Genomic DNA, 24,615 nt, shown 5'->3' on the forward strand with positions numbered 1-24,615 from the left:
CCTTAGCGTTTCTTGCGCTCGTGGCGCGAGCGAATGATGAATTTATCGGTGGATTTGTTCGACCGGGTTTTGCGACCCTTGGTCGGTTTGCCCCACGGGGTGACCGGGTGACGACCGCCCGAGGTGCGACCTTCGCCGCCGCCATGGGGGTGATCCACCGGGTTCATGGCCACGCCGCGAACCGCCGGGCGTTTGCCCATATGGCGCTTGCGGCCGGCTTTACCCAGATTGGTGTTCAGGTGGTCAGAGTTCGACACCGCGCCGACCGTGGCCATACAGTCTTGATGGACCATACGCAGCTCACCGCTCATCAGGCGAACCTGGGCGTAACCGGCGTCACGCCCCACCAGCTGAGCATAGGCGCCGGCGGAGCGGGCCACTTGGCCGCCCTTGAGCGGCTTGAGCTCAACATTGTGGATGATGGTGCCGACCGGCATGTTCTTGAGCGGCATCGCATTGCCCGGCTTCACGTCAACGCGGTCACCCGCGACGACGGTGTCGCCAGCAGACAGACGCTGCGGAGCCAGGATGTAGGCCAGCTCGCCGTCTTCGTACTTGATCAGTGCGATGAAGGCGGTGCGGTTCGGGTCGTATTCCAGACGCTCGACCGTCGCCGGGACATCAAACTTGCGACGTTTGAAGTCGATGACGCGATACAGCTTCTTGGCGCCGCCGCCGCGACGACGCGACGTGATGCGGCCGGTGTTGTTACGACCACCAGATTTGTGCAGACCCTCGACGAGCGTCTTTTCGGGGCGACCCGAATGCAGCCCGGATTTGTCCACCAGCACGAGTGCGCGGCGGCCAGGCGAGGTCGGCTTGAAAGTCTTCAGAGCCATGGTTCTCTCTCCTCTGCCCGCGCTTACAGGCCAGTGCTGACGTCGATGGAGTGGCCCTCTTCAAGGGTCACAACCGCCTTTTTGACGTCATCACGTTTGCCCGCAATGCCGCGGAAACGTTTGGTTTTGCCTTTTTGAACGAGGGTGTTCACGGCCTTCACTTTGACCTTGAACAGCTCTTCGATCGCCTCGGCGATTTCTTTTTTGTTCGCAGACAGCGGCACACGGAACACGACCTTGTTCTCTTCAGAGAGAATGGTCGCTTTCTCGGTGATCACCGGCGACAAAATGGTGTCGTAATGGCGAGCAGCGGGCATGTTACGCAGCCTCCTGCGGCGCAAGCCGCTCGTTGATCTTCTCGACAGCCGCCTTGGTCAGGACCAGCACGTCACAACGCAGCACGTCATAAACGTTCAGGCCTTGAGCCGGCAAAACGTCGATCAGCGGGATGTTGCGAGCGGCGCGGGCGAAGTTCTCGTCCAGCGTCTCGCCATCAATGATCAGCGCCTTCGCCAGACCCAGTTTCGAGAACTTCTCGATCAGGGTCTTGGTTTTCGCCGCGTCCAGGCGCGCCTCGTCCAGAACCACAAGCTGCTTGGAACCAGCCTTGGAAGACAGGGCGTGCTTGAGCGCCAGGGCGCGCACTTTTTTCGGCAGCTCAGTCGCGTGAGAGCGAACGCGCGGGCCGTGGGCCACGCCGCCGCCCACAAAGATCGGGGCGTTGCGCGAACCGTGACGGGCGCCGCCGCCGCCTTTCTGGCGACCAAACTTCTTCTTGGTGCGGGCGATCTCACCGCGCTCTTTCGTCTTGTGGGTGCCGGCCTGACGGCGCGACAGCTGCCACTTGACGGCGCGCTGGAGGATGTCCGCGCGGATCTCTTCGATGCCGAACACGGCGTCGGAGAGATCAATCGAGCCAGCCTTGCCGGCGTCGAGCGTCACAACATCAAGTTTCATCAGTTAGCCCCTTCGTCCTGGGCTTCTTGAGCCTCAGCCGGAGCCTCGGCCGGAGCCTGCTCAGCAGCTTCGATCAGCTTTGCCGGGTACGGCAGATCATCAACGCCAACACCTTTGACGGCGTCGCGAATTTCGACCCAGCCCTGCTTGGAGCCCGGAACAGCGCCCTTCACCAGCACCAGACCGCGATCAGCGTCCACCCGGACGATCTCAAGGCCCTGGATGGTGACACGCTCGGAACCGAGGTGACCGGCCATCTTCTTGCCTTTGAAGACCTTGCCCGGATCCTGACACTGACCGGTCGAACCGTGGGAACGGTGAGAGATCGACACGCCGTGAGAGGCGCGCAGACCACCAAAGTTCCAACGCTTCATGCCGCCAGCGAAACCCTTACCGATCGAGGTGCCGGACACGTCCACTTTCTGACCGACCACAAAGTGCTCGGCAGACAGGGCGGAACCCGCTTCGATCAGCGCGTCTTCCGGCACGCGGAATTCAACCAGCTTGCGCTTGGGCTCAACAGAAGCCTTCGCAAAATGGCCGCGCATCGCTTTCGAGGTGCGCTTCGCCTTGGCCTTGCCCGAGCCCAGCTGGACTGCGGTGTAGCCATCGGTTTCGGAGGTGCGCTGTGCGACCACCTGGAGCCCGTCCAGATGAAGCACGGTCACCGGAACATGATTGCCGTCTTCAGAGAAGACGCGCGTCATGCCCAGCTTTTTGGCCAGTAGGCCGGTGCGCATGGATGCAGCCTGCTTCATGGCCCTACGCTCCCAGCTTGATCTCGACGTCCACACCGGCAGACAGGTCGAGCTTCATCAGCGCGTCCACGGTCTGCGGAGTGGGGTCTACGATGTCCAGCATCCGCTTGTGAGTGCGGATTTCGAACTGTTCACGCGACTTCTTGTCGATGTGCGGACCGCGCAGAACAGTAAATTTCTCCAGCCGCGTCGGCAGCGGAATCGGGCCACGTACATTCGCGCCGGTGCGCTTAGCCGTGGATACGATCTCACGCGCCGAAGTGTCGAGCACGCGGTGGTCGAACGCCTTCAGGCGGATTCTGATGTTTTGTTGCGCCATCGGTCCGGTCCCAACATGCACAAGAGCCGCGCAAAGGACGGATCGCCCCGGCAGCTCTTGCAATCCAAATTTTTATCGCTTCGAAGAACTGCGTTTGCCCAAAAGACACTGCCAGCTCATCAGAGGGACCGTGCAATACGCCCTGTGCCCCTCCCCGTCAACACCCTGCCACAAGATTCGCCACCAGATCGGCAGTTTAAACTCATCGCCAGGCGCGCAATGCGCTGAGACGGGGATCTTGATCGCCCTTACGGGCTGTCAAAGAGCTTAAACGACGCCAAAGACGTCTGGGGCGCCAAGTGACTCGGCGCTGACGCTTGTGTATTAGCGCTTCGCCCGCGTCTGAACAACCGCTGATCTCAGCGAATTCCAGGCGCGCCTCATCCGGACACAGTCGCTTCAGGCGAGACCTTCCCTGCCGCCGCTTGTCTAGCCGGGCCTTGCCGGCGGGTCATCGCGCAACCAGCCTGTGATCTGAAGCCTGTGACCGCCCGCAAACGGAGACACGGCGCTCACCGCATGCACCATAGTCCCGTCAAAAATGTTCAGGGTGTTGAAGCGAGGCAGCAGCCCGCGTTGTATGTCGAAATTTGAGTCCAGCAACATCAACAGCCCGCCCCAGTCCGGCTGCCACTCGCGCGTGAACCCGAAGGTATAGGCGGCGCGACGCTCCCGGTCGTAGCCTTCATCAACATGACGGGTCAGAAAATGACCCCGCGTGTACAAGGTCGCCTGGGCATCGGCTTTGGTGATCTGTTTCTCTCCAATCACCGCCCTGCCGAATTCCAGAAACGCCGGCGAATTCAGAAACTCGGTCAGCCGGTGGATCGGGTGGCCTGAATCCCATCCCTTCATATACGCTTCGATCATGGGATAGGCGTTGTACAGATACCCGTAATTGTCCTTGGCTCGCGCCATGACGCCTTGGATTCGCTGCGCCATTTGCTGGCGACCGATCGCTTCGATGTCCGCAGCGCTCAGAACATTGATTTTGTGACCCTGTGGATGGTCTGGCGCAGGTTCGGGAAAAATGAGCCGCCAGCTGATCGAACTGCGCAGCAACTCATGGACAGCGTTGGCGGCGGCGTCTGGCAAAATGTCAGGAATGGAGACCAGCTTGTCGCGGGCGTAAATCTCTGCAAAAGGCGCAGGATCCAGCCCAGGCCGTAAAGTCAGTTCAATGTCTTGCGCCATAAGCTCGGGCCTTCGTTCTGCACGCGTCGCCGTACGAACAAACATCCTAAGCGCCAAGGCGGAAACCTCAATGCTTGCAACAGTTCAGCCCCGCACATTCACGATTCGCGTGGGTCTTGAGTCGCGGGCACGAAAAACGCCCCGGAGCTGGGCTCCGGGGCGTTGATCTGTGCCATGCGCTGCGAGCAGCGCGTGCGCTTAGTCGGTGATCTTGGACACCACGCCAGCGCCCACGGTGCGGCCGCCTTCACGGATGGCGAAGCGCAGCTTCTCTTCCATCGCGATCGGGGTGATCAGCTCGACAGACACTTCAACATTGTCGCCCGGCATGACCATCTCGGTGCCCTCTTTCAAGGTCACCACACCGGTCACGTCCGTCGTGCGGAAGTAGAACTGCGGACGATAATTGGAGAAGAACGGCGTGTGACGGCCACCCTCTTCCTTGGTCAGGATGTAGGCTTCGGCTTCGAACTTCGCGTGCGGCGTGATCGAACCCGGCTTGGCCAGAACCTGGCCGCGCTCAACGCCCTCACGGTCGATGCCGCGCAGCAGAAGGCCCACATTGTCGCCCGCTTCGCCCTGGTCGAGCAGCTTGCGGAACATCTCAACGCCCGTACACGTCGTCTTCACCGTGTCGCGCAGACCGATGATCTCGATCTCGTCGCCCACATGGATCACGCCGCGCTCGATACGACCGGTCACAACCGTGCCGCGGCCCGAAATCGAGAACACGTCCTCGATCGGCATCAGGAACGCCTGATCAACCGGACGCTCAGGGGTCGGGATGTACTCATCCACAGCCGCCATCAGCTCTTTGATCTTGTTCTCGCCGATTTCAGGATCACGGCCTTCCATCGCCGCAAGCGCAGAGCCCGCAATGATCGGAATGTCGTCGCCCGGGAAGTCGTAAGAGGACAGAAGTTCGCGAACTTCCATCTCCACAAGCTCCAGGAGCTCTTCGTCGTCGACCTGGTCAACCTTGTTCAGGAACACCACCAGAGCCGGAACGCCAACCTGGCGCGCCAGAAGGATGTGCTCGCGGGTCTGCGGCATCGGGCCGTCAGCCGCGTTCACCACCAGGATGCCGCCGTCCATCTGCGCCGCACCCGTGATCATGTTCTTCACGTAGTCGGCGTGGCCCGGGCAATCCACGTGCGCATAGTGACGGTTGTCCGTCTCATACTCAACGTGCGCCGTCGAAATCGTGATGCCGCGCGCCTTCTCTTCAGGCGCTCCGTCAATCTGGTCGTACGCGCGGAAGTCACCAAAATATTTGGTGATCGCGGCGGTCAGCGTCGTCTTGCCGTGGTCAACGTGACCAATCGTGCCAATATTGGCATGCGGTTTCGTACGCTCAAACTTTTCCTTGGCCATTGTCTCTTCCTACTCTTCGGACAGGCGTCTTTTCAGTGGATCGGTGAAGATCCGAATTACGCGATTTTGGAGATCACTTCGTCGGCGACAGCTTGCGGCACCGGCTCGTAGTGGTCGAATTGCATGGTGAACTGGGCGCGACCCTGAGTAGCCGAACGCAGATTGTTCACGTACCCGAACATGTTCGCCAGCGGCACGAAGGCGTTCACCACCGTGGCGTTGCCGCGCATTTCCTGGTCGCGGATCTGACCGCGGCGGGAGTTCAGGTCGCCGATGACCGAACCGGTATACTCGTCCGGGGTCACCACTTCGACTTTCATGATCGGCTCGAGCAGCTTCATCTTCAGAGAAGACTTCGCTTCACGAAGCGCAGCGCGCGCGGCGATTTCAAAGGCCATGACGCTGGAGTCGACGTCGTGATACGCGCCATCGACCAGAGTCACCTTGAAGTCGATCATCGGGAAGCCCGCCAGAAGGCCGGTGTCCCGCACCGAGTTCAGGCCTTTTTCCACGCCCGGAATGTATTCCTTGGGCACGGAGCCGCCGACGATCTTGGAGTCAAAGGAGAACCCTTCGCCCGGCTCGACCGGCTCGATTTCCAGCTTGATGCGCGCGAACTGACCCGAACCACCCGACTGTTTCTTGTGGGTGTAGTCAACAGTGTGCGCAACACCGACGGTTTCGCGATAGGCCACCTGCGGCTGGCCCACATTCGCTTCCACCTTGAACTCACGCTTCATGCGATCAACCAGGATGTCGAGGTGCAGTTCACCCATGCCGGCGATGATGGTCTGACCGGATTCCTCATCAGAGGACACGCGGAAAGACGGATCTTCAGCCGCCAGACGGGCCAGAGCCACGCCAAGCTTTTCCTGGTCGCCCTTGGACTTGGGCTCGATGGCGATCTCGATCACCGGATCCGGGAACTCCATGCGCTCCAGGATGGCCGGGTGCGCCGGGTCGGACAGGGTGTCGCCCGTGGTGGTGTCCTTGAGACCCGCGATAGCGACGATGTCGCCGGCATACGCGTCCTTGATGTCTTCACGAGAGTTGGAGTGCATCAGCAGCATGCGGCCGACGCGCTCTTTCTTCTCTTTCACCGTATTCAGAACGGTCTGCCCGGTGGACAGGGTGCCTGAATAGATACGGCAGAAGGTCAGCGAGCCCACGAACGGGTCGTTCATGATCTTGAAGGCCAGCAAGCCGAGCGGCGCGTCATCAGACGGCAGGCGCACAAGCGGCTCTTCGGTCTTGGCGTCGATGCCCTTGATCGCGGCCACTTCCACCGGAGACGGCAGGAAGTCCACAACACCATCAAGCAGAGGCTGAACGCCTTTGTTCTTGAACGCGGTGCCGCACAGGATCGGGTTGAACGCCAGCGCAATGGTGCCCTTGCGGATCAGCGACTTCAGAAGCTCCTCAGACGGCTCTTCGCCCTCCAGGTACGCTTCCATCGCCGCTTCGTCCTGCTCGACGGCGGTCTCAACCAGCGCTTCGCGGTATTCAGCGGCCTTGTCAGCCAGCTCCGGACGAATGTCGCGCTCTTCCCAGGTCGCGCCGAGGTTTTCACCCAGCCAGACCAGTTCTTTCATCGCGACCAGGTCGATCAGACCTTCAAACTCGCTCTCAGAGCCGATCGGCAGCTGAACGCAAAGCGGATTGGCGCCCAGACGATCCTTGATCATGTCGACGCAGTTGAAGAAGTCCGCGCCGAGCTTGTCCATTTTGTTGATGAAGATCATCCGCGGGACTTTGTATTTGTCAGCCTGACGCCAGACCGTTTCGGTCTGAGGCTCGACGCCGGCGTTGGCGTCCAGGCAGCACACCGCACCATCGAGCACCCGCAGCGAACGTTCAACTTCAATGGTGAAGTCCACGTGGCCAGGAGTGTCGATGATGTTCAGACGCTTTTCTTTCCAGAAACAGGTCGTCGCAGCAGACGTGATCGTGATGCCACGCTCCTGCTCCTGCTCCATCCAATCCATGGTGGCGGCGCCATCGTGCACTTCGCCGATTTTGTGCGATTTGCCGGTGTAGAAGAGGATCCGCTCGGTCGTGGTGGTCTTGCCGGCATCGATGTGCGCCATGATGCCGAAGTTGCGGTAGTCCTCGATTTTGTAGTCGCGGGCCATGGGGAGGGTCCTTAGATCAGGAGGCAAGCGTCAGGCTGGAAATTACCAGCGGTAATGCGCGAACGCGCGGTTGGCTTCGGCCATCTTGTGCGTGTCTTCACGCTTTTTGACCGAAGAGCCGCGGTTGGAAGCGGCGTCCATGAGCTCAGCGGCAAGCCGCTCGCGCATGGTGTTTTCGTTACGGTTGCGCGCTGCAGCCGCCAGCCAGCGAATGGCCAGAGCCTTGCGGCGATCGGGGCGAACCTCAACCGGAACCTGATACGTGGCGCCGCCGACCCGGCGGGAGCGCACTTCGATTTCCGGAGCCACATTGTCCAGGGCTTCGTGGAAGACGCGAACGGGTTCGCGCTTCACTTTTTCCTCAACAATGTCGAGGGCGCCATAGATGATGGCTTCAGCGGCGGATTTCTTACCGTCGACCATGATGTAGTTCATGAACTTGGTGAGATCGCGATCACCGAATTTCGGGTCGGGCAGAATCTCGCGCTTTTCAGCGCGGTGACGACGAGACATGAACGCCTCTCCTTATTTCGGACGCTTGGCGCCGTATTTCGAACGACGCTGACGACGGTCTTTAACGCCCTGGGTGTCCAGAACGCCGCGCAGGATGTGGTAACGCACGCCCGGCAAGTCTTTCACACGGCCGCCGCGGATCAGCACGACAGAGTGTTCTTGCAGGTTGTGACCTTCGCCCGGAATATAGCTCACGACTTCGTAGCCGTTCGTCAGGCGAACCTTGGCGACTTTACGAAGCGCCGAGTTCGGCTTCTTCGGGGTCGTGGTGTAAACGCGCGTGCAAACGCCACGGCGTTGCGGGCACGCCTGAAGCGCGGGAACCTTGTTCCGCTTCGGCTTGTCTTTCCGCGGTTTGCGGATGAGCTGGTTAACTGTAGGCATCAGGCCTCTATCCGTTCCTGTTCCTGTTTTCCCGTCTAAAGGCGCACCAAGACGCGAAAACCCGACCGGGGCGCGACGACTGGTGCCGTTCGTCCGCGGACGGTGTTGAAGCTTGTATGTGTCTGTTCCGGGCGACGTCTAACCCGTTCCAGTCATCCATGACGGACTCAGGACGGATTACGGCTCACCCCCGAAATCGAGCGCGGAACCTACTCAGAGCAGGCCATTCCGTCAAGCTCACCTTCACGGGAAATTTGCAGGCTTGGCAAGTTGCGGAAATCACATGTGTTTCGCTTGATCTATTGAAGTATTTCAATGCTGTGAGGGCCCTCAACCACTGTCAGAGTCGTTCCAGCTGAGGATTCCAAGGCCAGTGCAGCACTGATTTCCTCACATCACTACGCTCAAAATCACAATTGAGCGAATCCCCTGAACGCCGCGCCCCCTGCCCTGCACATGAAAAAGCCCGCTGACATGCGCCAGCGGGCTTTCCATTCAGATCAGAGCGAAGGATCAGTCTTCGCTACGCGCTTCTTCAGCCGCAGCTTCAGCGATTTCGGCCGGCAGGGCCTCGTCGCCGCTCTTCACGGCTTTCTTCTGCTCTGCGATCCGCGCTTCGTCACGCGCATCGGCCTCGACTTGATACTCGCGCATCATCGACCCGGTGCCGGCCGGGATCAGACGGCCCACGATCACGTTCTCTTTCAGGCCCTCAAGGGTGTCCACCTTGCCCTGCACCGAAGCCTCGGTGAGCACGCGGGTGGTCTCCTGGAAGGACGCCGCGGAGATGAAGGAGCGGGTCTGCAGCGAGGCCTTGGTGATGCCCAGCAGAACCGGGTCCGCCACAGACGGACGCTTGCCTTCCGCTTCCAGCTTCTCGTTGGTTTCAAGCCATTCGATCTTGTCGACATGCTCGCCGTTGAGATAGCCGGAATCGCCCGGATGGGTGATTTCCATCTTCTGCAGCATCTGCCGGACAATCACTTCGATGTGCTTGTCGTTAATCGGCACGCCCTGCAGGCGATAGACTTCCTGGATCTCGTTGATCAGGTAATCGGCCAGCGCCTCGACGCCCAGGATCCGCAAGATATCGTGCGGCGCCGGGTTGCCATCGAGCAGATATTCGCCGCGCTGGATGATGTCGCCTTCCTGCACCGTGAGGTGTTTGCCCTTCGGCACCAGGTATTCGACAGCCTCCGCATCATCGCCTTCCGGCGTGATGGAGATGCGGCGCTTGTTCTTGTAGTCACGGCCGAATTCCACACGGCCCGTCATCTCGGCGATGACGGCGTGGTCCTTCGGACGACGCGCTTCGAACAGCTCGGCCACACGCGGCAGACCACCGGTGATGTCGCGGGTCTTGGCGCCCTCGGTCGGGATACGGGCCAGCACGTCGCCAGGCTGAACCGTGTCGCCGTCATTGACCGAGAGAATGGCGCCCACAGACAGCATGTAGTTGGCGGTCTTGTCGGCCAGCTTGACCGGCTCGCCATTGGCGTCCTCGATCACCATGGCGGGCTGGATCGACGCCGACTTGGTGCCGGTGCCGCGCCAGTCGACCACCACTTTCGAGGCGATGCCGGTGGCTTCGTCGGTGTCTTCCTTCACCGACAGGCCGTCGATGATGTCGATCAGCTTCACCTTGCCGCCCGCCTCGGTGACGATCGGCATGGTGTACGGGTCCCATTCGGCCAGACGCGCGCCGCGCTTGACCTTCTCGCCCGCATCCACGCGCAGCTTGGCGCCGTATTGCAGCTTGTAGGTCTCGAGCGGGTTGCCGTCCTGATCGGTGATCTGGACCTGCATGTTCCGGCTGAGCACGATGAAGGAGCCGTCAGAGGCCTGCACCGTATTGCGCTCCACAAAGGCGACCTTGCCTTCATGGGTAGCTTCGATGAAGGACTGTTCGGACACCTGCGCCGTACCGCCGATGTGGAAGGTCCGCATGGTCAGCTGGGTGCCCGGCTCGCCGATGGACTGGGCCGCGATCACGCCGATCGCTTCACCCATATTCACCTTGGTGCCGCGCGCCAGGTCACGTCCGTAACAGGTGGCGCAGACGCCAACGCGGGTTTCACAGGTCAGAGGCGAACGCACCTTGATGGTGCTGACGCCAGCCGCCTCGAGCGCCAGGGACAGCTCTTCATCCAGATACGTGTCCGCCGGAGCCAGAACCTCGCCCGTGGACGGGTCTTTGACCGCTTCCGCGGTGTTCCGGCCCAGAATGCGCTGGCTGAGCGGTTCGACGATGTCGCCGCCATTGACCACCGCGCCCAGGGTGATGCCCTGAGAGGTGCCGCAATCAAACTCGGTGACGATGCAATCTTGCGCCACGTCGACGAGACGACGGGTCAGATAGCCCGAGTTCGCCGTTTTCAGCGCGGTATCCGCCAGACCCTTACGAGCGCCGTGGGTGGAGTTGAAGTACTCCAGAACCGTCAGGCCCTCTTTGAAGTTCGAGATGATCGGCGTTTCAATGATCGAGCCGTCCGGACGGGCCATCAGGCCACGCATCCCGGCGAGCTGTTTCATCTGGTTCTTCGAGCCACGCGCGCCCGAGTGGGCCATCATGTAAACCGAGTTCACTTCCCCATCGGTGCCGTCATCTTCTTTGACCGGCTTGGAGATCTCGTCATACATGGCGTCAGCCACCTTGTCGGTGCACTTCGCCCAGGCGTCGACGACCTTGTTGTACTTCTCACCCTTGGTGATCAGGCCGTCCACATATTGCTGCTCGTAATCGCCGACCAGCGCGCGGGTTTCGCCCACCAGGTCTTTCTTGGCGTCCGGGATCAGCATGTCGTCCTTGCCAAAGGAAATGCCGGCGCGCGCCGCTTCCTTGAAGCCCAGGGCCATGATCTTGTCGCAGAAGATCACGGTCGCCTTCTGGCCGGTGTGGCGATAGACGATGTCGATCAAGCCGCCGACGGCTTTCTTGGTCAGCAGACCATCCAGCACGTCCGGCTGCACTTCAGGGTGCTTGGGCAGGTGCTCAAGCAGCTTCATGCGGCCTGGCGTGGTGTCGATCACCTTGGTGTATTCATTGCCGTCCGGGTCAACGCCGGAATAGCGCGCCTTGATCTTGGCGTGCAGGGTCACGACCCCGGAATCCAGAGCGGCTTCAAGCTCGCCCATGGAGCCGAAGACCATGCCTTCGCCCGGCTCTTTGTCCTTGACGATCGACAGATAGTACAGTCCCAGCACGATATCCTGGGACGGCACGATGATCGGCTTGCCGTTGGCGGGCGACAGGATGTTGTTCGTGGACATCATCAGGACGCGCGCTTCCAGCTGGGCCTCAAGGCTCAGCGGCACGTGCACGGCCATCTGGTCGCCGTCAAAGTCGGCGTTGAACGCGGCGCAGACCAGCGGGTGCAGCTGGATGGCCTTGCCCTCGATCAGCTTGGGTTCAAAGGCCTGGATGCCCAGACGGTGCAGGGTCGGCGCCCGGTTCAGCATGACCGGGTGTTCGCGGATGACCTCGTCCAGAACGTCCCAGACTTCCGGACGCTCTTTTTCCACCATCTTCTTGGACTGCTTCACGGTGCCGGACAGGCCCTTGGCGTCAAGACGCGCATAGATGAACGGCTTGAACAGCTCGAGCGCCATCTTCTTGGGCAGACCGCATTCGTGCAGTTTCAGCTCGGGGCCCACCACAATCACGGAACGACCGGAATAGTCCACGCGCTTGCCGAGCAGGTTCTGACGGAACCGGCCCTGCTTGCCCTTGAGCATGTCAGACAGCGATTTCAGCGGACGCTTGTTGGCGCCGGTGATCACGCGGCCGCGACGGCCATTGTCGAATAGGGCGTCGACGGACTCTTGCAGCATCCGCTTTTCGTTACGGATGATGATGTCCGGCGCGCGAAGCTCGATCAGGCGCTTGAGGCGGTTGTTACGGTTGATGACACGGCGATACAGGTCATTCAAATCCGACGTGGCGAACCGGCCGCCGTCCAGCGGGACAAGCGGGCGAAGTTCCGGCGGAATGACCGGCACGATGGTCAGGATCATCCACTCCGGCTTGTTGCCGGAGAACATGAAGGATTCGATGAGCTTGGTGCGCTTGGCGAGCTTTTTCAGCTTCAGCTCGGAGCCGGTTTCACCCATCTCCTCACGCATCTTCTCCACTTCTTTTTCCAGATCCATCGTGGAAAGGATTTCACGGATGGCTTCCGCGCCGATGCCGGCGGTGAAAGCGTCCTCGCCGTACTCGTCGACGGCTTCGTAATACTCTTCCTCGGTGAGGATCTGTTGTTTCTGAAGCGGGGTCAGGCCCGGCTCGATCACCACATAGCCTTCAAAGTAGAGCACGCGCTCCACATCCTTGAGGGCCATGTCCAGGAACAGCGAGATCCGGGACGGCAGTGATTTCAGGAACCAGATATGAGCCACCGGCGCAGCGAGCTCGATATGGCCCATGCGCTCACGGCGCACGCGCGCCAAGGTGACTTCAACGCCGCATTTCTCGCAGATAATGCCCTTATACTTGATGCGCTTGTACTTTCCGCACAGGCACTCATAGTCCTTGATCGGGCCGAAAATACGGGCGCAGAACAGACCGTCGCGTTCAGGCTTGAACGTCCGGTAGTTGATCGTCTCAGGCTTCTTCACCTCGCCAAAAGACCAGGAGAGAATTTTCTCCGGGCTGGCCAGCGAAATCCGGATCCGGTCGAAGGACGGGCCTTCGGCGGAGGGATTGAAGATGTTCATGACCTCTTGGTTCATGGTCCGTCTCCTTGACGGTGGCGACGGCGGGGCCGGTTTGAGGGGTCCGGGCCCGCCGTCTGATATCCGCTACGCGATCGCTCGCTCTCTTGTTCTGGCTGGCTCGACCTATTGGTTGAGCAGCTCCACATTCAGACCAAGCGAACGCATTTCCTTGACCAGCACGTTGAAGCTTTCCGGGATGCCGGCTTCAAACGCATTGTCGCCCCGCACGATGGCCTCATAGACCTTGGTGCGGCCCGCCACGTCATCCGACTTCACCGTCAGCATTTCCTGCAAGGTGTAGGCGGCGCCGTAAGCCTGGAGCGCCCACACTTCCATCTCGCCGAAGCGCTGACCGCCGAACTGCGCCTTGCCGCCCAGCGGCTGCTGGGTGACCAGCGAGTACGGGCCGATGGAGCGGGCGTGGATCTTGTCATCCACCAGGTGGTGCAGTTTGAGCAGGTACTTGATGCCCACGGTGACCGGACGTTTGAACTGATCGCCGGTACGACCATCATGCAAGATGGACTGACCGGACTTGTCGAAGCCTGCACGCTGCAGGTGATCAACAATGTCGTCTTCCCGGGCGCCGTCAAACACCGGCGTGGCGATCGGAACACCATTGGCGAGGTTGCGGCCCAGTTCGGCCCGCGCCTCTTCGCCTTCCGGCAGCTCCTGATCGTCGCCATAGGCCTTGATCAGCATCTGGTTCAGATCGCCCTGATCGCCGGTGCGCTTGTAGGCTTCATACGCCTCACCGATTTGACGCCCCAGGCCCTTACAGGCCCAGCCCAGATGGGTTTCGAGAATCTGGCCAACGTTCATCCGCGACGGCACGCCGAGCGGGTTCAGCACGATGTCGACGGCGGTGCCGTCCGCCAGGAACGGCATGTCCTCGATCGGATTGATCTTGGAGATCACACCCTTGTTGCCGTGACGGCCGGCCATTTTGTCGCCCGGCTGAAGCTTGCGCTTCACCGCCACGAACACCTTGACCATTTTCATCACGCCCGGGGGCATCTCGTCGCCGCGCTGCAGCTTCTCGACCTTGTCTTCGAAGCGGCGGTCCAGACGCGCCTTGGACTCGTCGTATTGCTTTTTCAGCGCTTCGACGCGGCCCATGGCCTCTTCATCTTCCAGGCCGATCTTCCACCACTGGCTGGTCGGCACGTCTTCCAGCGCCTCGCCGGTGACTTCGCCCTTCTTGAAGCCTTTCGGCCCCGAGACGGCGGATTTGCCGATCAGGATTTCCTGCAGACGGCCAAAGATGTCGCGCTCGAGAATGGCGAGTTCGTCGTCCCGGTCTTCACCCAGACGTTCGATCTCTTCACGCTCGATGGCGATGGCGCGTTCATCCTTGTCCACACCGTGACGGTTGAAGACGCGGACTTCCACGATGGTGCCGGTGGTGCCCGGCGGCAGACGCAGCGAGGTGTCGCGCACGTCAGACGCTTTCTCACCGAAGATGGCGCGCAGAAGCTTTTCTTCCGGCGTCATCGGGCTTTCGCCTTTCGGCGTCACCTTGCCGACGAGAATATCGCCGGATTCCACTTCGGCGCCGATCGCCACGATGCCCGCTTCGTCGAGGTTGCGCAGGGCTTCCTCGCCGACATTGGGGATATCGCGGGTGATCTCTTCGGGACCCAGCTTGGTGTCGCGGGCCATGACCTCGAACTCTTCGAGGTGGATCGAGGTGAACACGTCATCACGCACGATACGCTCAGAGATGAGGATGGAATCCTCGAAGTTGTAACCGTTCCAGGGCATGAACGCGACGAGCACGTTCCGGCCCAGAGCCAGGTCGCCCAGATCCGTGGATGGGCCGTCAGCAATGATGTCGCCTGCGCGAACAACATCACCCACGCGCACGATCGGACGCTGGTTGATGGCCGTGGACTGGTTGGAACGCTGGAACTTGGACAGGCGATAGATATCGACGCCGGACTCAGCCGCGCCGACGACACCCGCCGCACGGATCACGATCCGCTGGGCGTCCACCTGCTCCACCACGCCCTCACGGCGGGCGGCGATGGCCGCGCCGGAATCACGCGCCACGACAGCTTCCATGCCGGTGCCCACCAGAGGCGCTTCCGCTTTGACGAGCGGCACGGCCTGGCGTTGCATGTTCGAGCCCATCAGAGCGCGGTTGGCGTCGTCATTTTCCAGGAACGGAATGAGCGAAGCCGCAACCGACACCACCTGTTTGGGCGACACGTCGATATAGTCCACGTCTTCACGCGGGATCAGGGTCGCGTCACGGCCGGGGCCGACGCGGCAGTTGACGAACTCGTTCGCCAGCATGCCGGTTTCGGCGTCCACGGTGGCGTTCGCCTGCGCAATGGTGAAACGCGCTTCCTGCATCGCCGACAGGTAATCGACCTGATCGGTGAGCTTGCCGTCCTCAACCTTGCGATACGGGCTCTCGATGAAGCCGTACTTGTTGACGCGCGCATAGGTCGACAGCGAGTTGATCAGACCGATGTTCGGGCCTTCAGGCGTTTCAATCGGGCAGATCCGTCCATAGTGGGTCGGGTGCACGTCGCGCACTTCAAATCCGGCGCGCTCACGGGTCAGACCCCCCGGCCCAAGCGCTGACATGCGGCGCTTGTGAGTGACTTCCGACAGCGGGTTGGTCTGGTCCATGAACTGCGACAGCTGCGAGGAGCCGAAGAATTCACGCACGGCGGCCGCGGCCGGCTTGGCGTTCACCAGGTCGTGCGGCATGACGGTTTCGATATCAACCGACCCCATGCGCTCCTTGATGGCGCGCTCCATGCGCAGCAGACCGACGCGATACTGGTTTTCCATCAGCTCGCCCACAGAGCGGACGCGACGGTTGCCCAGATTGTCGATGTCGTCGATTTCACCCTTGCCGTCACGCAGGTCCAGAAGGACGCGCAGAACTTCAATGATGTCCTCGGCGCGCAGCACGCGCACATCGTCCGGACACTCAAGGTCCAGACGCATGTTCATCTTCACGCGGCCGACCGGTGACAGGTCATAGCGCTCAGGATCAAAGAACAGGCCGGCGAACAGCGCTTCGGCGGTTTCCGGCGTCGGCGGCTCGCCCGGACGCATGACGCGATAGATGTCGATCAGCGCCTGCTCACGGGTGTCGTTCTTGTCCGCCGCCAGCGTGGTGCGCATATGGCCGCCAATGGACAGGCCGTCGACATCCAGGATGTCCAGGCTGTCCACGCTAGCTTCGGTGATCGCCGCGATCACTTCTTCGGTCAGCTCGTCGCCGGCTTCGGCAAAGATCTCACCCGTCTCGGCGTTCACAAGATCTTCAGCCGCGAACTTGCCCATCAGCTCTTCTGACGAGACCAGCAGGCTCTCAAGACCGTCTTCGGCCATCTTGTTGGCGGCGCGAGCAGAGATTTTCTTGCCAGCGGCTGCAACGACTTCGCCGGTCTTGGCGTCGATCAGGTCACGCGACGGCTTCAGGCCGCGCCAGCGTTCCTTCACGAACGGCATCGTCCAGCCGTCCTTGCCCGCCTGATAGGTCACGCGACCATAGAAGGTGGATAGGATTTCTTCTTTATCGAGGCCCAGAGCGTACAGCAGAGTCGTCGCCGGCAGTTTGCGGCGGCGGTCGATGCGCACGTGCAGGATGTCCTTGGCGTCGAACTCGAAGTCCAGCCAGGAGCCGCGATAGGGAATGATCCGCGCTGCGAACAGGAATTTGCCTGATGCGTGAGTCTTGCCGCGGTCGTGGTCAAAGAACACGCCCGGGCTACGGTGCATCTGGGAGACGATTACACGCTCGGTGCCGTTGACGACAAAGGTGCCCTTGTCGGTCATGAGCGGGATATCGCCCATGTAAACGTCCTGCTCCTTGATGTCCTTGACGGACTTGGAGCCGGTTTCCTCGTCCACATCAAAAACGATCAGGCGCATCTTGACCTTCAGCGGAGCTGCATAGGTCATGTCGCGCTGGACACACTCTTCAACGTCATATTTGGGGGGTTCGAATTCGTAGGAGACGAACTCGAGCAGAGCACGCTCTGAGAAGTCCTTCACCGGGAAAACGGACTTGAACACCGCCTGCATGCCTTCATCCAGACGGTCCGCGATGGCGGTGTCCTTCATCAGGAACTGTTCGTAAGAATGCTTCTGAACCTCAATGAGGTTCGGCATTTCGACCGCACCTGGAATACGTCCGAACGATTTGCGAATGCGCTTCTTGCCGGTAAACGACAGACCCATTTCCGCTCCCTTCGCAGGCTCAATCAGCCTGGCGCTTGCGTTAGGACCCTAAGGTCCCCCAAGACCCGTTCTGGTGTGCCGCGCCAGGGACTGAGGGGTGCCCCGTCGCGGTCAATCTGCAGGCCCCAGACCGGAACAACCTGCAGAGGAAACTTTAACGGCGTGACGGGCGCGCAGGAATCCCTGCACGCCCGTACGCTGTATAACGCATTCGGACCAGAACCAAGCCCGGCCCGAAACGCATTACTTGAGCTCGACTTTCGCGCCAGCGTCTTCGAGCTTCTTCTTGATCTCTTCGGCTTCGGCCTTGGAGGCGCCTTCTTTGACGGCTTTGCCGCCGGCTTCCACCAGTTCCTTGGCTTCTTTGAGGCCCAGGCCGGTGATGGCGCGGACTTCTTTGATCACGTTGATTTTCTTGTCGCCGGCTTCCATCAGGAGCACGTCGAACTCGTCTTTCTCTTCAGCAGCAGCTTCGCCACCGGCGGCCGGGCCAGCAACAGCCACAGCAGCGGCGGCCGGCTTGATGCCTTTTTCTTCGAGAAGGTCGTTGAGTTCTTTGGCTTCCAGAATGGTCAGGGCCAGAAGGTCTTCACAGAGTTTGGCGATATCAGCCATGGTTCAGTTCCTTGCGGTAAGTAAGGGTATCGGTTCGATGTGCAGAGACGACTAGGCTTCGGCTTTTTCCTGGATGGTCTCGATCTGAGCGGCCAGCGTGTTGCCCGGCGCAGTGATGCGCGAGACGATTTCGCCAGCTTGGCCCAGGAGACGACCCGCGATGGCGCCGATAAGCTCTTCGCGAGACGGCAGTTTGGAGAGTTCCACGACACCGTTGGCGTCGAAGATTTCCTCTTCCATAAAGCCGCCCACCAGATCGAACTTGTCGTTCGACTTGGCGTATTCCACGACAACTTTCGGCGCAGCCGTGAAGTCTTCAGAATAAGCGATTGCGACCGGGCCTTCGAACATGTCGGAGGCGGCCTCGCCTTTCTTATCCTTCAGCGCGATCTTGGCGAGACGGTTACGGACAACTTTGAGTTTGCCGCCCACCTCACGCAGATCACTGCGCAGCTTGGTCATTTCCGCAACGGTAAGACCCGAATAACGGGTCAGAACGACGGATCCGGCGCCTTCGAAGATTTCCGAAAGCTCCTCGACCGCCGCTTCTTTGGTCGTACGATCCATTGCGGTCTCCCTTTTTGAGCCGTCCCCTATGGACGGCTCGCTCAAGCCGCCGCCGGAATGCCTGATCAAGATCAGGCGTCCTGCGGCGTTGGCCTGTCCCAGGGCTCGAACCGACCCTACCAGCACAAGGCTGGGAGCATCGATTGTCGCTCTGTCTCACCCGGGGCCGGTTGGATTAAGAGGCGCTAGGCCTCCCCCAAGGTCTCGGACAGGTGGACCGGAAACCGGGCCGAAGCCCCCTTCCCGATCCGGACATCCTGAAGAGCAGCCAGGCCGCCCTTCAGGAAACTCGTTCAGCTGAAACGCTTACGCGTTTTCAGCCGGTGCAGACGCTTCAGACACGTCCACTTTCACGCCCGGGCCCATGGTGGAGCTCAGCGCGATGGCTTTAACGTACTGGCCCTTGGCGCCGGTCGGCTTGGCTTTCATCAAAGCCTCCAGCAAGGAGCGCACGTTCTCGGTCAGGGCGTCTTCAGAGAAAGACGCCTTGCCCACGCCGCAGTGGATGATGCCGGCTTTTTCAGCACGGAATTCAACGGCGCCGCCCTTGGAGGCTTCGACCGCTTTGGTCACGTCCATGGTGACGGTGCCCACTTTGGGGTTCGGCATCATGCCGCGCGGACCCAGGACCTTACCCAGGCGACCGACCAGCGGCATCATGTCCGGAGTGGCGATCACTTTATCAAAGTTGATCTCGCCGCCCTGGATCTGTTCGACCAGGTCTTCCGCACCCACAACCTCGGCGCCTGCGGCCTTGGCTTCATCAGCCTTGGGGCCACGCGCAAAAACAGCGACGCGCATGGAGCGGCCGGTGCCGTTGGGCAGGTTGGCGACGCCGCGGACCATCTGGTCAGCGTGACGCGGGTCGACGCCCAGATTGACGGCCACTTCGATGGTTTCATCAAACTTGGCGGTTGCACGCGCCTTCACTGCTTTCACAGCTTCAACGACGGTGTGCATTTTTTCGCGGTCCAGACCTTCGCGGCCGGCGGCGATACGCTTAGCAATCTTGGCCATGCTTACCCCACCACCTCAAAACCCATGGAGCGCGCAGATCCTTCGATGATCTTGGTCGCAGCATCCAGGTCGTTTGCATTCAGGTCTTTCATTTTCGCCTCGGCGATCTCACGGCACTGAGCCGCAGTCACGCTGGCGATCGGCGCAGATTTACCTGCTTCGCCGGACCCTTTTTGAACTTTCGCCGCTTTCTTCAGGAAGAAGCTCGCCGGAGCGGTCTTGATCACGAAGGTGAACGACTTGTCCTGATAGACCGTGATGGTGGTCGGGATCGGCATCCCTTTTTCCATCTCTTGGGTCTTGGCGTTGAACGCCTTACAGAATTCCATGATGTTCACGCCGCGCTGACCCAGCGCCGGCCCGATGGGCGGCGACGGGTTGGCTGCGCCAGCGGGAACTTGCAGGTTGATATAACCTGCGATCTTCTTCGCCATGTCCCTGTCCTCCAATTCGCGCCGCAAGCGACGCCTGGGGATTGCACAATAAGCCGCGCTCGGAAAGCGCGGCTCGTCTCAATGGGCGGCGCGGTGCGGTCCCGGCATGGTCTTTCGCCGCGACCTCCCGCACCTGTCTACGATCAGGCGGTTTTTTCCACCTGAGCGTATTCCAGTTCGACCGGGGTCGCCCGGCCGAAAATATTGATGGCGACCTTGAGCACGCCCTTTTCGTCGTCCACTTCCTCAACCAGACCATTAAAGCTCTGGAAGTGGCCGTCAGTGACGCGCACGGTCTCACCCACTTCGTAAGAGACAGTCGGCCGCGGACGCTCGGCGTCCTCTTCCATCTGACCCATGATACGGCGCACTTCACCTTCCGGCACCGGAGTCGGGCGACGCCCCGAACCCAGGAAACCCGTGACGCGCGGGGTGTCTTTGACGAGGTGATAGGCCTCGTCCGTCATATCCATTTTCACCAGCACATAGCCGGGGAAGTATTTGCGCTCTGCGTTCACCTTGCGGCCGCGGCGCACTTCAACAACGTCTTCGGTCGGCACCAGAACTTCTTCGAACTTGTCTTCAAGCCCCTGGAGCGCAGCCTCGGCGCGGATCGCCTCAGCCACCTTCTTTTCGAAGTTGGAATAGGCGTGGACAATATACCACTTCGCAGCCATTCCGATCAGGCTCCCAGACCCAGAAGGAAGTTCACAATAAAGCCGATCACCGTATCGACCCCCAGGAAGAACAGTGCGGCGAACGACGCCATAACCAGCACCATGATGGTGGAGATAAAGGTCTCGTTGCGCGACGTCCAGGTGACCTTACGGCCCTCCTGACGCACCTCGCTGAAGAATTTCAGCGGGTTCACCGGCTTGCGTGCAGGCGCGGCAGGCGGGGTCGATCCGGACTTGCCGGAGGAGCCAGCGTTCGCAGACTGACGGTTTTTCGTGTCTCGCGCCATAGCGTTCGTCATCTTCCCTTCGGCACGTCACCGATCACGTGTTGCGGGCCTGGCAGGGGCGGAGGGGTTCGAACCCCCGACCTACGGTTTTGGAGACCGTCGCTCTACCAGCTGAGCTACACCCCTAGACCCAGCGGCCCGCGGCGCGTGCTCACACCACCCTATGTAGGATCATGTGCGCACAAACGTAGCGGGCCGTTATTCGGAAGCCGGTCTTGTAACCAGCCTGAGCCCGAAAGAAAAGCCCTTTTCCCACAAAAAAGCGGCGGGCCTGCATTAGACCCGCCGCCTCTTTGAGCCATGGAACGCTTAAGACTTAGAACGTCTTACGCGCACCCACATACCAGCGACGGCCAATGGCGTCGTAGATGGCGCCGTCCGTGCCCGTACCCGTAGAGTCAAAGCCTTGACCATACTTGATGAACTCGTCGGTGACGTTGTCCACGCCGAACACCAGCTCAAGCTCGTTTTCGAACGCCCAACGCACCTGAACATCCTGGAAGGTCGCAGACGGCACGATCGCTTCAGACAGCGCGCCCGTGGCTTCCAGACGGGTTTCCGGCATCCAGTTCATGTCATAGGCGACGGTCAGCGGACCATTGCGATAGACGGTGGAGAACAGGACTTCGTGCTCGAACAGGCCGGCGGTGTCGGCGAAGTCGATCACCTCAGCGCCCGGGAACGCTTCTTGCTCCCACTTCTCCAGATAGCCGTAGGTCAGAGTGAAGTTCAGATCACCCAGAGCCCAGCTGGTGTCGGTGAAGAGATCGTTCAGGCCCAGGAAATAGCTGGCCTGCACGTCCACGCCGGCGGTCTCGATGGTCGCCAGGTTCTGCTGCAGGGCGTTCAGCTCCTGAATGGCGCCGACAGACGGGCCGGAGTTGAAACGCACAATGTTCGAACAGAACACGGAGCTGGCGTCATAAACGCCCGAGCCGTTGTCGTAGCACTGGTTGATCGAGGTCTGGCGCGCAATGCCAGCAATCGCGTCTTCGATCTCAATGTTGAAGTAGTCAACAGACAGAGCGAAGTTGTCGATCCACATATTGCCGAAGTCAGGTGAGAACACCGCGCCCAACGTGATGGAGGTGGCGGTTTCTTCAGAGAGGTTCGGGTTGCCGCCGTTAAAGCCAGCGATGCCCTGAATCTCGCCCTGGGTCGGGATGTAGAAGCCGTCACGGCTCACACGGGCGGCGACAGCCGGATCCGCGATACACGCTTGGGCGATGGACGAGTTCACAGTGCCCGCATCAACGCCGGAGGTGGCGTCGTCAGCACTGTTGAAGAAGGCCGGATCAGAACCCGACAGGGTCAGGCCGGCGCAAACATCATCACCGCCCTCAAAGGTTTCTGACGGAGGCTGGAACAGCTCGCCAATGTTCGGCGCCCGCACGGATTCAGAGTACTGAGCCCGGAAGCGCAGCATGTCGACCGGGGTGTACTGCAGGTTGGCGGCCCAGGCGAAGGTCTGACCCACAGTGGTGTAGTCAGACGCACGTGCGGACAGGTTCACACGCAGGTCTTCGACATACTGACGACCTTGAACCAGCGGAATTTCCGCTTCGGCGAAGATCTCAGCAACCTGGAAGTCGCCCAGCACGGCAGGAGACACATTGCCGCCGTTCTGGCCGGACTGGCTCAGCGCGTCAGGAATGCTCTCGGATTCCTCAGAGCGGTATTCCGCACCGATAACGACCTGGACATTCTCTTCAGCGAACGGAGACGCAAAGCCGACATCACCGGTCAGGAAGCCCGAATACACCATCTGGGTGACTTCAGCCTGACGCGAAGACGGGGCGTTGATGTAAGCCGCCGCGTCCGGGGTGATGGAGCCTTGGCCGAAGACATTGACCGGCACACAGCCTTGAGCGCGGGCGATGTCGTCGGCGCAGACGATCTGGCCGTTGACTTCGGTCGCATTGAGAGCCTGACGCAGGTTCAGAACATTGATCTGACCGGTGGAGCGTTGCGACTGGGTGGTGCGGCCGACATTGGCGCTGACTTCATAAGACCAGTTATCGGTCAGATCGCCGTCCAGGCCCACGACGATGCGTGCGGTCTGACGGGTGTTCTGAGACGAGCGCTGACCCACTTCGGTCATACGGCGCACAAAGCCGACGACCAGGTCCTCATCCGCAATGTCCTGAATGCCGTCATTGTTGAAGTCAGACGCGGCGCGGGCGGCGTCGCGCATGGCGAGCGGCACGTACGGGTTCAGGATGGAGATGCCGTAACGCGAGCGCTCGTACACGCCGTCATTATCTTCATCAACAAACTGGGCCAGGTTGTCGCCATAGACGTCTTCTGAGGACAGAGCGAACGGCTCCAGAGAAGACTGGGTCTCGGTGGACGCGTAGGTGCCTTCAAAGAAGAAGTTCATCTTCTCGTTCACTTCGTAATTCACGAGCGAGGAGAAGGTGAAGCGTTCGGTCGGTACAGCGATGGCGCGGTACGCCTGACGGTTAAAGCCGTCCAGAGCAGAACCGTCGGCGTTCGCAGAGGTGAACGGACGCACCTGACCGGTGGTTTCATCAAACACGAGGTTTGCAGCGTCGGTCGGGTTGCCATTGGCGGAGAGACCCGGAATGCGGATGCGGCCGCGCTCGGAGAAGGACGAGTAGAACGGGATCACATCTTCTTGCCAGTTCTCGACGGTCGGGTCGAAAAAGGCGCGCGAGAGACCGTCACGGTCCAGACCTTCGCGATCGCGGGCGTAAACACCGTTTTCACGCGACCAGGTGCTGGAGACCACTGCAGAGCCGCGACCTTGGTCAAACAGCGACCCCATGGTCAGGGATGCGCGGTAGGTCTCGTCGTCGCCTTCATCGGAAATGCCAGCCTGGGTCGAGGCGACAATGCCTTCAAAGTCGTCTTTCAGGATGACGTTGACGACACCGGCCAGAGCGTCAGAACCGTACACGGCGGATGCGCCGCCGGTGACGACGTCGACGCGCTCGATCAGCTCGGTCGGGATGGAGTTGAAGTCCACATTGTTGCTGCCCGGCAGACCCGCGACGAAGCGGCGGCCGTTCATCAGCACCAGGGTGCGATCTTCAGTCAGGTTGCGCAGCTCGATGGTGTTCACACCCGAGGACGCAACGGTGAAGTTGGAGTTCGTGGAAGTCAGCGTCGACACGCCGACGGCTGGCAGGGTGCGCAGAAGTTCGGCGGTGTTCACCGCGCCGGACAGCTCGAACTGCTCGGCGTTGAAGGTGTTGACCGGAGTCGCTTCGGTCATGTTGCCGCGCTGGATGCGCGTACCGGTGACCTGGATGACGTCTTGCTGGGCGCCGTCCGCATCTTCCTGAGCCAGAGCCGGCGCGCTTGCTGCGCCGAGACCGGCGAGCAGGCTGGACGCCAGGGCCCAGGTTTTAAAGTTCTTATAGGACATTCACATCTCCCCGTAATTCAGAGGCAAGGCCCGTAGGCGACAGGCCGAGAACAAGCTCGCACTCGTGTTCGAGTGGATGGCGCAAACTAGGCACCGCTTCATTCGCCTTAAAAGTGAACTTTTCAGGGTGACGTGCCGTTGCAATTCCAGTGTTGCAAAATTGCAATTTAACCAACCCTTGGCGGCATAATTTTCTCCCAAAGCGGTGATTATGGCCAAAAAGTGCTTATTTAGATGA

At 60.6% G+C, this 24,615-nt stretch carries 19 protein-coding genes and 1 tRNA gene; all 20 read right to left on the bottom strand.

What is annotated here, in order from left to right; all coding sequences use genetic code 11:
• Positions 1 to 2: 2 nt before the first annotated feature.
• The 20 genes from rplB to ACQ66J_RS01045 all read right to left on the bottom strand — a co-directional run bounded on the left by rplB (position 3) and on the right by ACQ66J_RS01045 (position 24,377).
• Complete coding sequence (gene rplB / locus ACQ66J_RS00950) at positions 3 to 839, bottom strand: 50S ribosomal protein L2 (RefSeq protein WP_133723081.1); 837 nt, start codon at positions 837 to 839, stop codon at positions 3 to 5.
• Between the two features lie 23 nt (positions 840 to 862).
• Positions 863 to 1,156: a 50S ribosomal protein L23 gene (locus ACQ66J_RS00955; protein ID WP_022699740.1), complete on the bottom strand. Its 294-nt coding sequence runs from the start codon at positions 1,154 to 1,156 to the stop codon at positions 863 to 865.
• A gap of 1 nt (position 1,157) precedes the next feature.
• Positions 1,158 to 1,796, bottom strand: a complete 639-nt coding sequence (gene rplD / locus ACQ66J_RS00960) for a 50S ribosomal protein L4 (protein WP_375548856.1) — start codon at positions 1,794 to 1,796, stop codon at positions 1,158 to 1,160.
• Positions 1,796 to 2,536, bottom strand: a complete 741-nt coding sequence (gene rplC, locus ACQ66J_RS00965) for a 50S ribosomal protein L3 (RefSeq protein ID WP_430432213.1) — start codon at positions 2,534 to 2,536, stop codon at positions 1,796 to 1,798. Before rplC ends, rplD begins: the two co-directional genes overlap by 1 nt.
• A 22-nt stretch (positions 2,537 to 2,558) precedes the next feature.
• Positions 2,559 to 2,873: a 30S ribosomal protein S10 gene (gene rpsJ / locus ACQ66J_RS00970; protein WP_022699743.1), complete on the bottom strand. Its 315-nt coding sequence runs from the start codon at positions 2,871 to 2,873 to the stop codon at positions 2,559 to 2,561.
• Between the two features lie 429 nt (positions 2,874 to 3,302).
• On the bottom strand, positions 3,303 to 4,067 hold the full coding sequence (locus ACQ66J_RS00975; protein ID WP_430430118.1) for a 2OG-Fe(II) oxygenase: 765 nt from the start codon (positions 4,065 to 4,067) through the stop codon (positions 3,303 to 3,305).
• Positions 4,068 to 4,265: 198 nt separating this feature from the next.
• Positions 4,266 to 5,441 (bottom strand): elongation factor Tu, encoded by a 1,176-nt coding sequence (gene tuf, locus ACQ66J_RS00980; protein ID WP_430430119.1) that lies wholly within the window; start codon positions 5,439 to 5,441, stop codon positions 4,266 to 4,268.
• A 56-nt stretch (positions 5,442 to 5,497) separates the two neighbouring features.
• The gene (gene fusA, locus ACQ66J_RS00985; RefSeq protein WP_430430120.1) at positions 5,498 to 7,573 is read right to left on the bottom strand and encodes an elongation factor G; all 2,076 of its coding nucleotides are present in this window, start codon (positions 7,571 to 7,573) and stop codon (positions 5,498 to 5,500) included.
• A 42-nt stretch (positions 7,574 to 7,615) separates the two neighbouring features.
• Positions 7,616 to 8,086: a 30S ribosomal protein S7 gene (gene rpsG, locus ACQ66J_RS00990; RefSeq protein WP_430430121.1), complete on the bottom strand. Its 471-nt coding sequence runs from the start codon at positions 8,084 to 8,086 to the stop codon at positions 7,616 to 7,618.
• Between the two features lie 12 nt (positions 8,087 to 8,098).
• On the bottom strand, positions 8,099 to 8,470 hold the full coding sequence (gene rpsL, locus ACQ66J_RS00995) for a 30S ribosomal protein S12 (RefSeq protein ID WP_009801142.1): 372 nt from the start codon (positions 8,468 to 8,470) through the stop codon (positions 8,099 to 8,101).
• 513 nt (positions 8,471 to 8,983) lie between these two features.
• Complete coding sequence (rpoC, locus tag ACQ66J_RS01000; RefSeq protein ID WP_430430122.1) at positions 8,984 to 13,198, bottom strand: DNA-directed RNA polymerase subunit beta'; 4,215 nt, start codon at positions 13,196 to 13,198, stop codon at positions 8,984 to 8,986.
• A 108-nt stretch (positions 13,199 to 13,306) separates the two neighbouring features.
• On the bottom strand, positions 13,307 to 17,389 hold the full coding sequence (gene rpoB, locus ACQ66J_RS01005; RefSeq protein ID WP_430430123.1) for a DNA-directed RNA polymerase subunit beta: 4,083 nt from the start codon (positions 17,387 to 17,389) through the stop codon (positions 13,307 to 13,309).
• A gap of 243 nt (positions 17,390 to 17,632) precedes the next feature.
• Positions 17,633 to 18,004: a 50S ribosomal protein L7/L12 gene (rplL, locus tag ACQ66J_RS01010; RefSeq protein ID WP_430430124.1), complete on the bottom strand. Its 372-nt coding sequence runs from the start codon at positions 18,002 to 18,004 to the stop codon at positions 17,633 to 17,635.
• A 51-nt stretch (positions 18,005 to 18,055) separates the two neighbouring features.
• Positions 18,056 to 18,571, bottom strand: a complete 516-nt coding sequence (rplJ, locus tag ACQ66J_RS01015; RefSeq protein ID WP_430430125.1) for a 50S ribosomal protein L10 — start codon at positions 18,569 to 18,571, stop codon at positions 18,056 to 18,058.
• A gap of 306 nt (positions 18,572 to 18,877) precedes the next feature.
• Positions 18,878 to 19,588: a 50S ribosomal protein L1 gene (gene rplA / locus ACQ66J_RS01020; protein WP_430430126.1), complete on the bottom strand. Its 711-nt coding sequence runs from the start codon at positions 19,586 to 19,588 to the stop codon at positions 18,878 to 18,880.
• Positions 19,589 to 19,590: 2 nt separating this feature from the next.
• The gene (gene rplK / locus ACQ66J_RS01025; protein ID WP_430430127.1) at positions 19,591 to 20,022 is read right to left on the bottom strand and encodes a 50S ribosomal protein L11; all 432 of its coding nucleotides are present in this window, start codon (positions 20,020 to 20,022) and stop codon (positions 19,591 to 19,593) included.
• Positions 20,023 to 20,165: 143 nt separating this feature from the next.
• On the bottom strand, positions 20,166 to 20,699 hold the full coding sequence (nusG, locus tag ACQ66J_RS01030; RefSeq protein ID WP_022702243.1) for a transcription termination/antitermination protein NusG: 534 nt from the start codon (positions 20,697 to 20,699) through the stop codon (positions 20,166 to 20,168).
• 5 nt (positions 20,700 to 20,704) lie between these two features.
• Positions 20,705 to 20,998: a preprotein translocase subunit SecE gene (gene secE / locus ACQ66J_RS01035; protein ID WP_430430128.1), complete on the bottom strand. Its 294-nt coding sequence runs from the start codon at positions 20,996 to 20,998 to the stop codon at positions 20,705 to 20,707.
• A 38-nt stretch (positions 20,999 to 21,036) separates the two neighbouring features.
• A tRNA-Trp gene (locus tag ACQ66J_RS01040) sits at positions 21,037 to 21,112 on the bottom strand.
• 190 nt (positions 21,113 to 21,302) lie between these two features.
• Positions 21,303 to 24,377 (bottom strand): TonB-dependent receptor domain-containing protein, encoded by a 3,075-nt coding sequence (locus tag ACQ66J_RS01045; protein WP_430430129.1) that lies wholly within the window; start codon positions 24,375 to 24,377, stop codon positions 21,303 to 21,305.
• Between the last annotated feature and the right edge of the window lie 238 nt (positions 24,378 to 24,615).

Origin of the sequence: Oceanicaulis sp., from assembly GCF_965284345.1 — a bacterium.
Lineage (GTDB): Bacteria > Pseudomonadota > Alphaproteobacteria > Caulobacterales > Maricaulaceae > Oceanicaulis > Oceanicaulis alexandrii_A.

What these genes read in the sequence shown, in the direction of transcription:
- rplB (WP_133723081.1), bottom strand. Translation starts at nt 839, where the DNA reads ATGGCTCTGAAGACTTTCAAGCCGACCTCGCCTGGCCGCCGCGCACTC.
- ACQ66J_RS00955 (WP_022699740.1), bottom strand. Translation starts at nt 1,156, where the DNA reads ATGCCCGCTGCTCGCCATTACGACACCATTTTGTCGCCGGTGATCACC.
- rplD (WP_375548856.1), bottom strand. Translation starts at nt 1,796, where the DNA reads ATGAAACTTGATGTTGTGACGCTCGACGCCGGCAAGGCTGGCTCGATT.
- rplC (WP_430432213.1), bottom strand. Translation starts at nt 2,536, where the DNA reads ATGCGCACCGGCCTACTGGCCAAAAAGCTGGGCATGACGCGCGTCTTC.
- rpsJ (WP_022699743.1), bottom strand. Translation starts at nt 2,873, where the DNA reads ATGGCGCAACAAAACATCAGAATCCGCCTGAAGGCGTTCGACCACCGC.
- ACQ66J_RS00975 (WP_430430118.1), bottom strand. Translation starts at nt 4,067, where the DNA reads ATGGCGCAAGACATTGAACTGACTTTACGGCCTGGGCTGGATCCTGCG.
- tuf (WP_430430119.1), bottom strand. Translation starts at nt 5,441, where the DNA reads ATGGCCAAGGAAAAGTTTGAGCGTACGAAACCGCATGCCAATATTGGC.
- fusA (WP_430430120.1), bottom strand. Translation starts at nt 7,573, where the DNA reads ATGGCCCGCGACTACAAAATCGAGGACTACCGCAACTTCGGCATCATG.
- rpsG (WP_430430121.1), bottom strand. Translation starts at nt 8,086, where the DNA reads ATGTCTCGTCGTCACCGCGCTGAAAAGCGCGAGATTCTGCCCGACCCG.
- rpsL (WP_009801142.1), bottom strand. Translation starts at nt 8,470, where the DNA reads ATGCCTACAGTTAACCAGCTCATCCGCAAACCGCGGAAAGACAAGCCG.
- rpoC (WP_430430122.1), bottom strand. Translation starts at nt 13,198, where the DNA reads ATGAACCAAGAGGTCATGAACATCTTCAATCCCTCCGCCGAAGGCCCG.
- rpoB (WP_430430123.1), bottom strand. Translation starts at nt 17,389, where the DNA reads ATGGGTCTGTCGTTTACCGGCAAGAAGCGCATTCGCAAATCGTTCGGA.
- rplL (WP_430430124.1), bottom strand. Translation starts at nt 18,004, where the DNA reads ATGGCTGATATCGCCAAACTCTGTGAAGACCTTCTGGCCCTGACCATT.
- rplJ (WP_430430125.1), bottom strand. Translation starts at nt 18,571, where the DNA reads ATGGATCGTACGACCAAAGAAGCGGCGGTCGAGGAGCTTTCGGAAATC.
- rplA (WP_430430126.1), bottom strand. Translation starts at nt 19,588, where the DNA reads ATGGCCAAGATTGCTAAGCGTATCGCCGCCGGCCGCGAAGGTCTGGAC.
- rplK (WP_430430127.1), bottom strand. Translation starts at nt 20,022, where the DNA reads ATGGCGAAGAAGATCGCAGGTTATATCAACCTGCAAGTTCCCGCTGGC.
- nusG (WP_022702243.1), bottom strand. Translation starts at nt 20,699, where the DNA reads ATGGCTGCGAAGTGGTATATTGTCCACGCCTATTCCAACTTCGAAAAG.
- secE (WP_430430128.1), bottom strand. Translation starts at nt 20,998, where the DNA reads ATGACGAACGCTATGGCGCGAGACACGAAAAACCGTCAGTCTGCGAAC.
- ACQ66J_RS01045 (WP_430430129.1), bottom strand. Translation starts at nt 24,377, where the DNA reads ATGTCCTATAAGAACTTTAAAACCTGGGCCCTGGCGTCCAGCCTGCTC.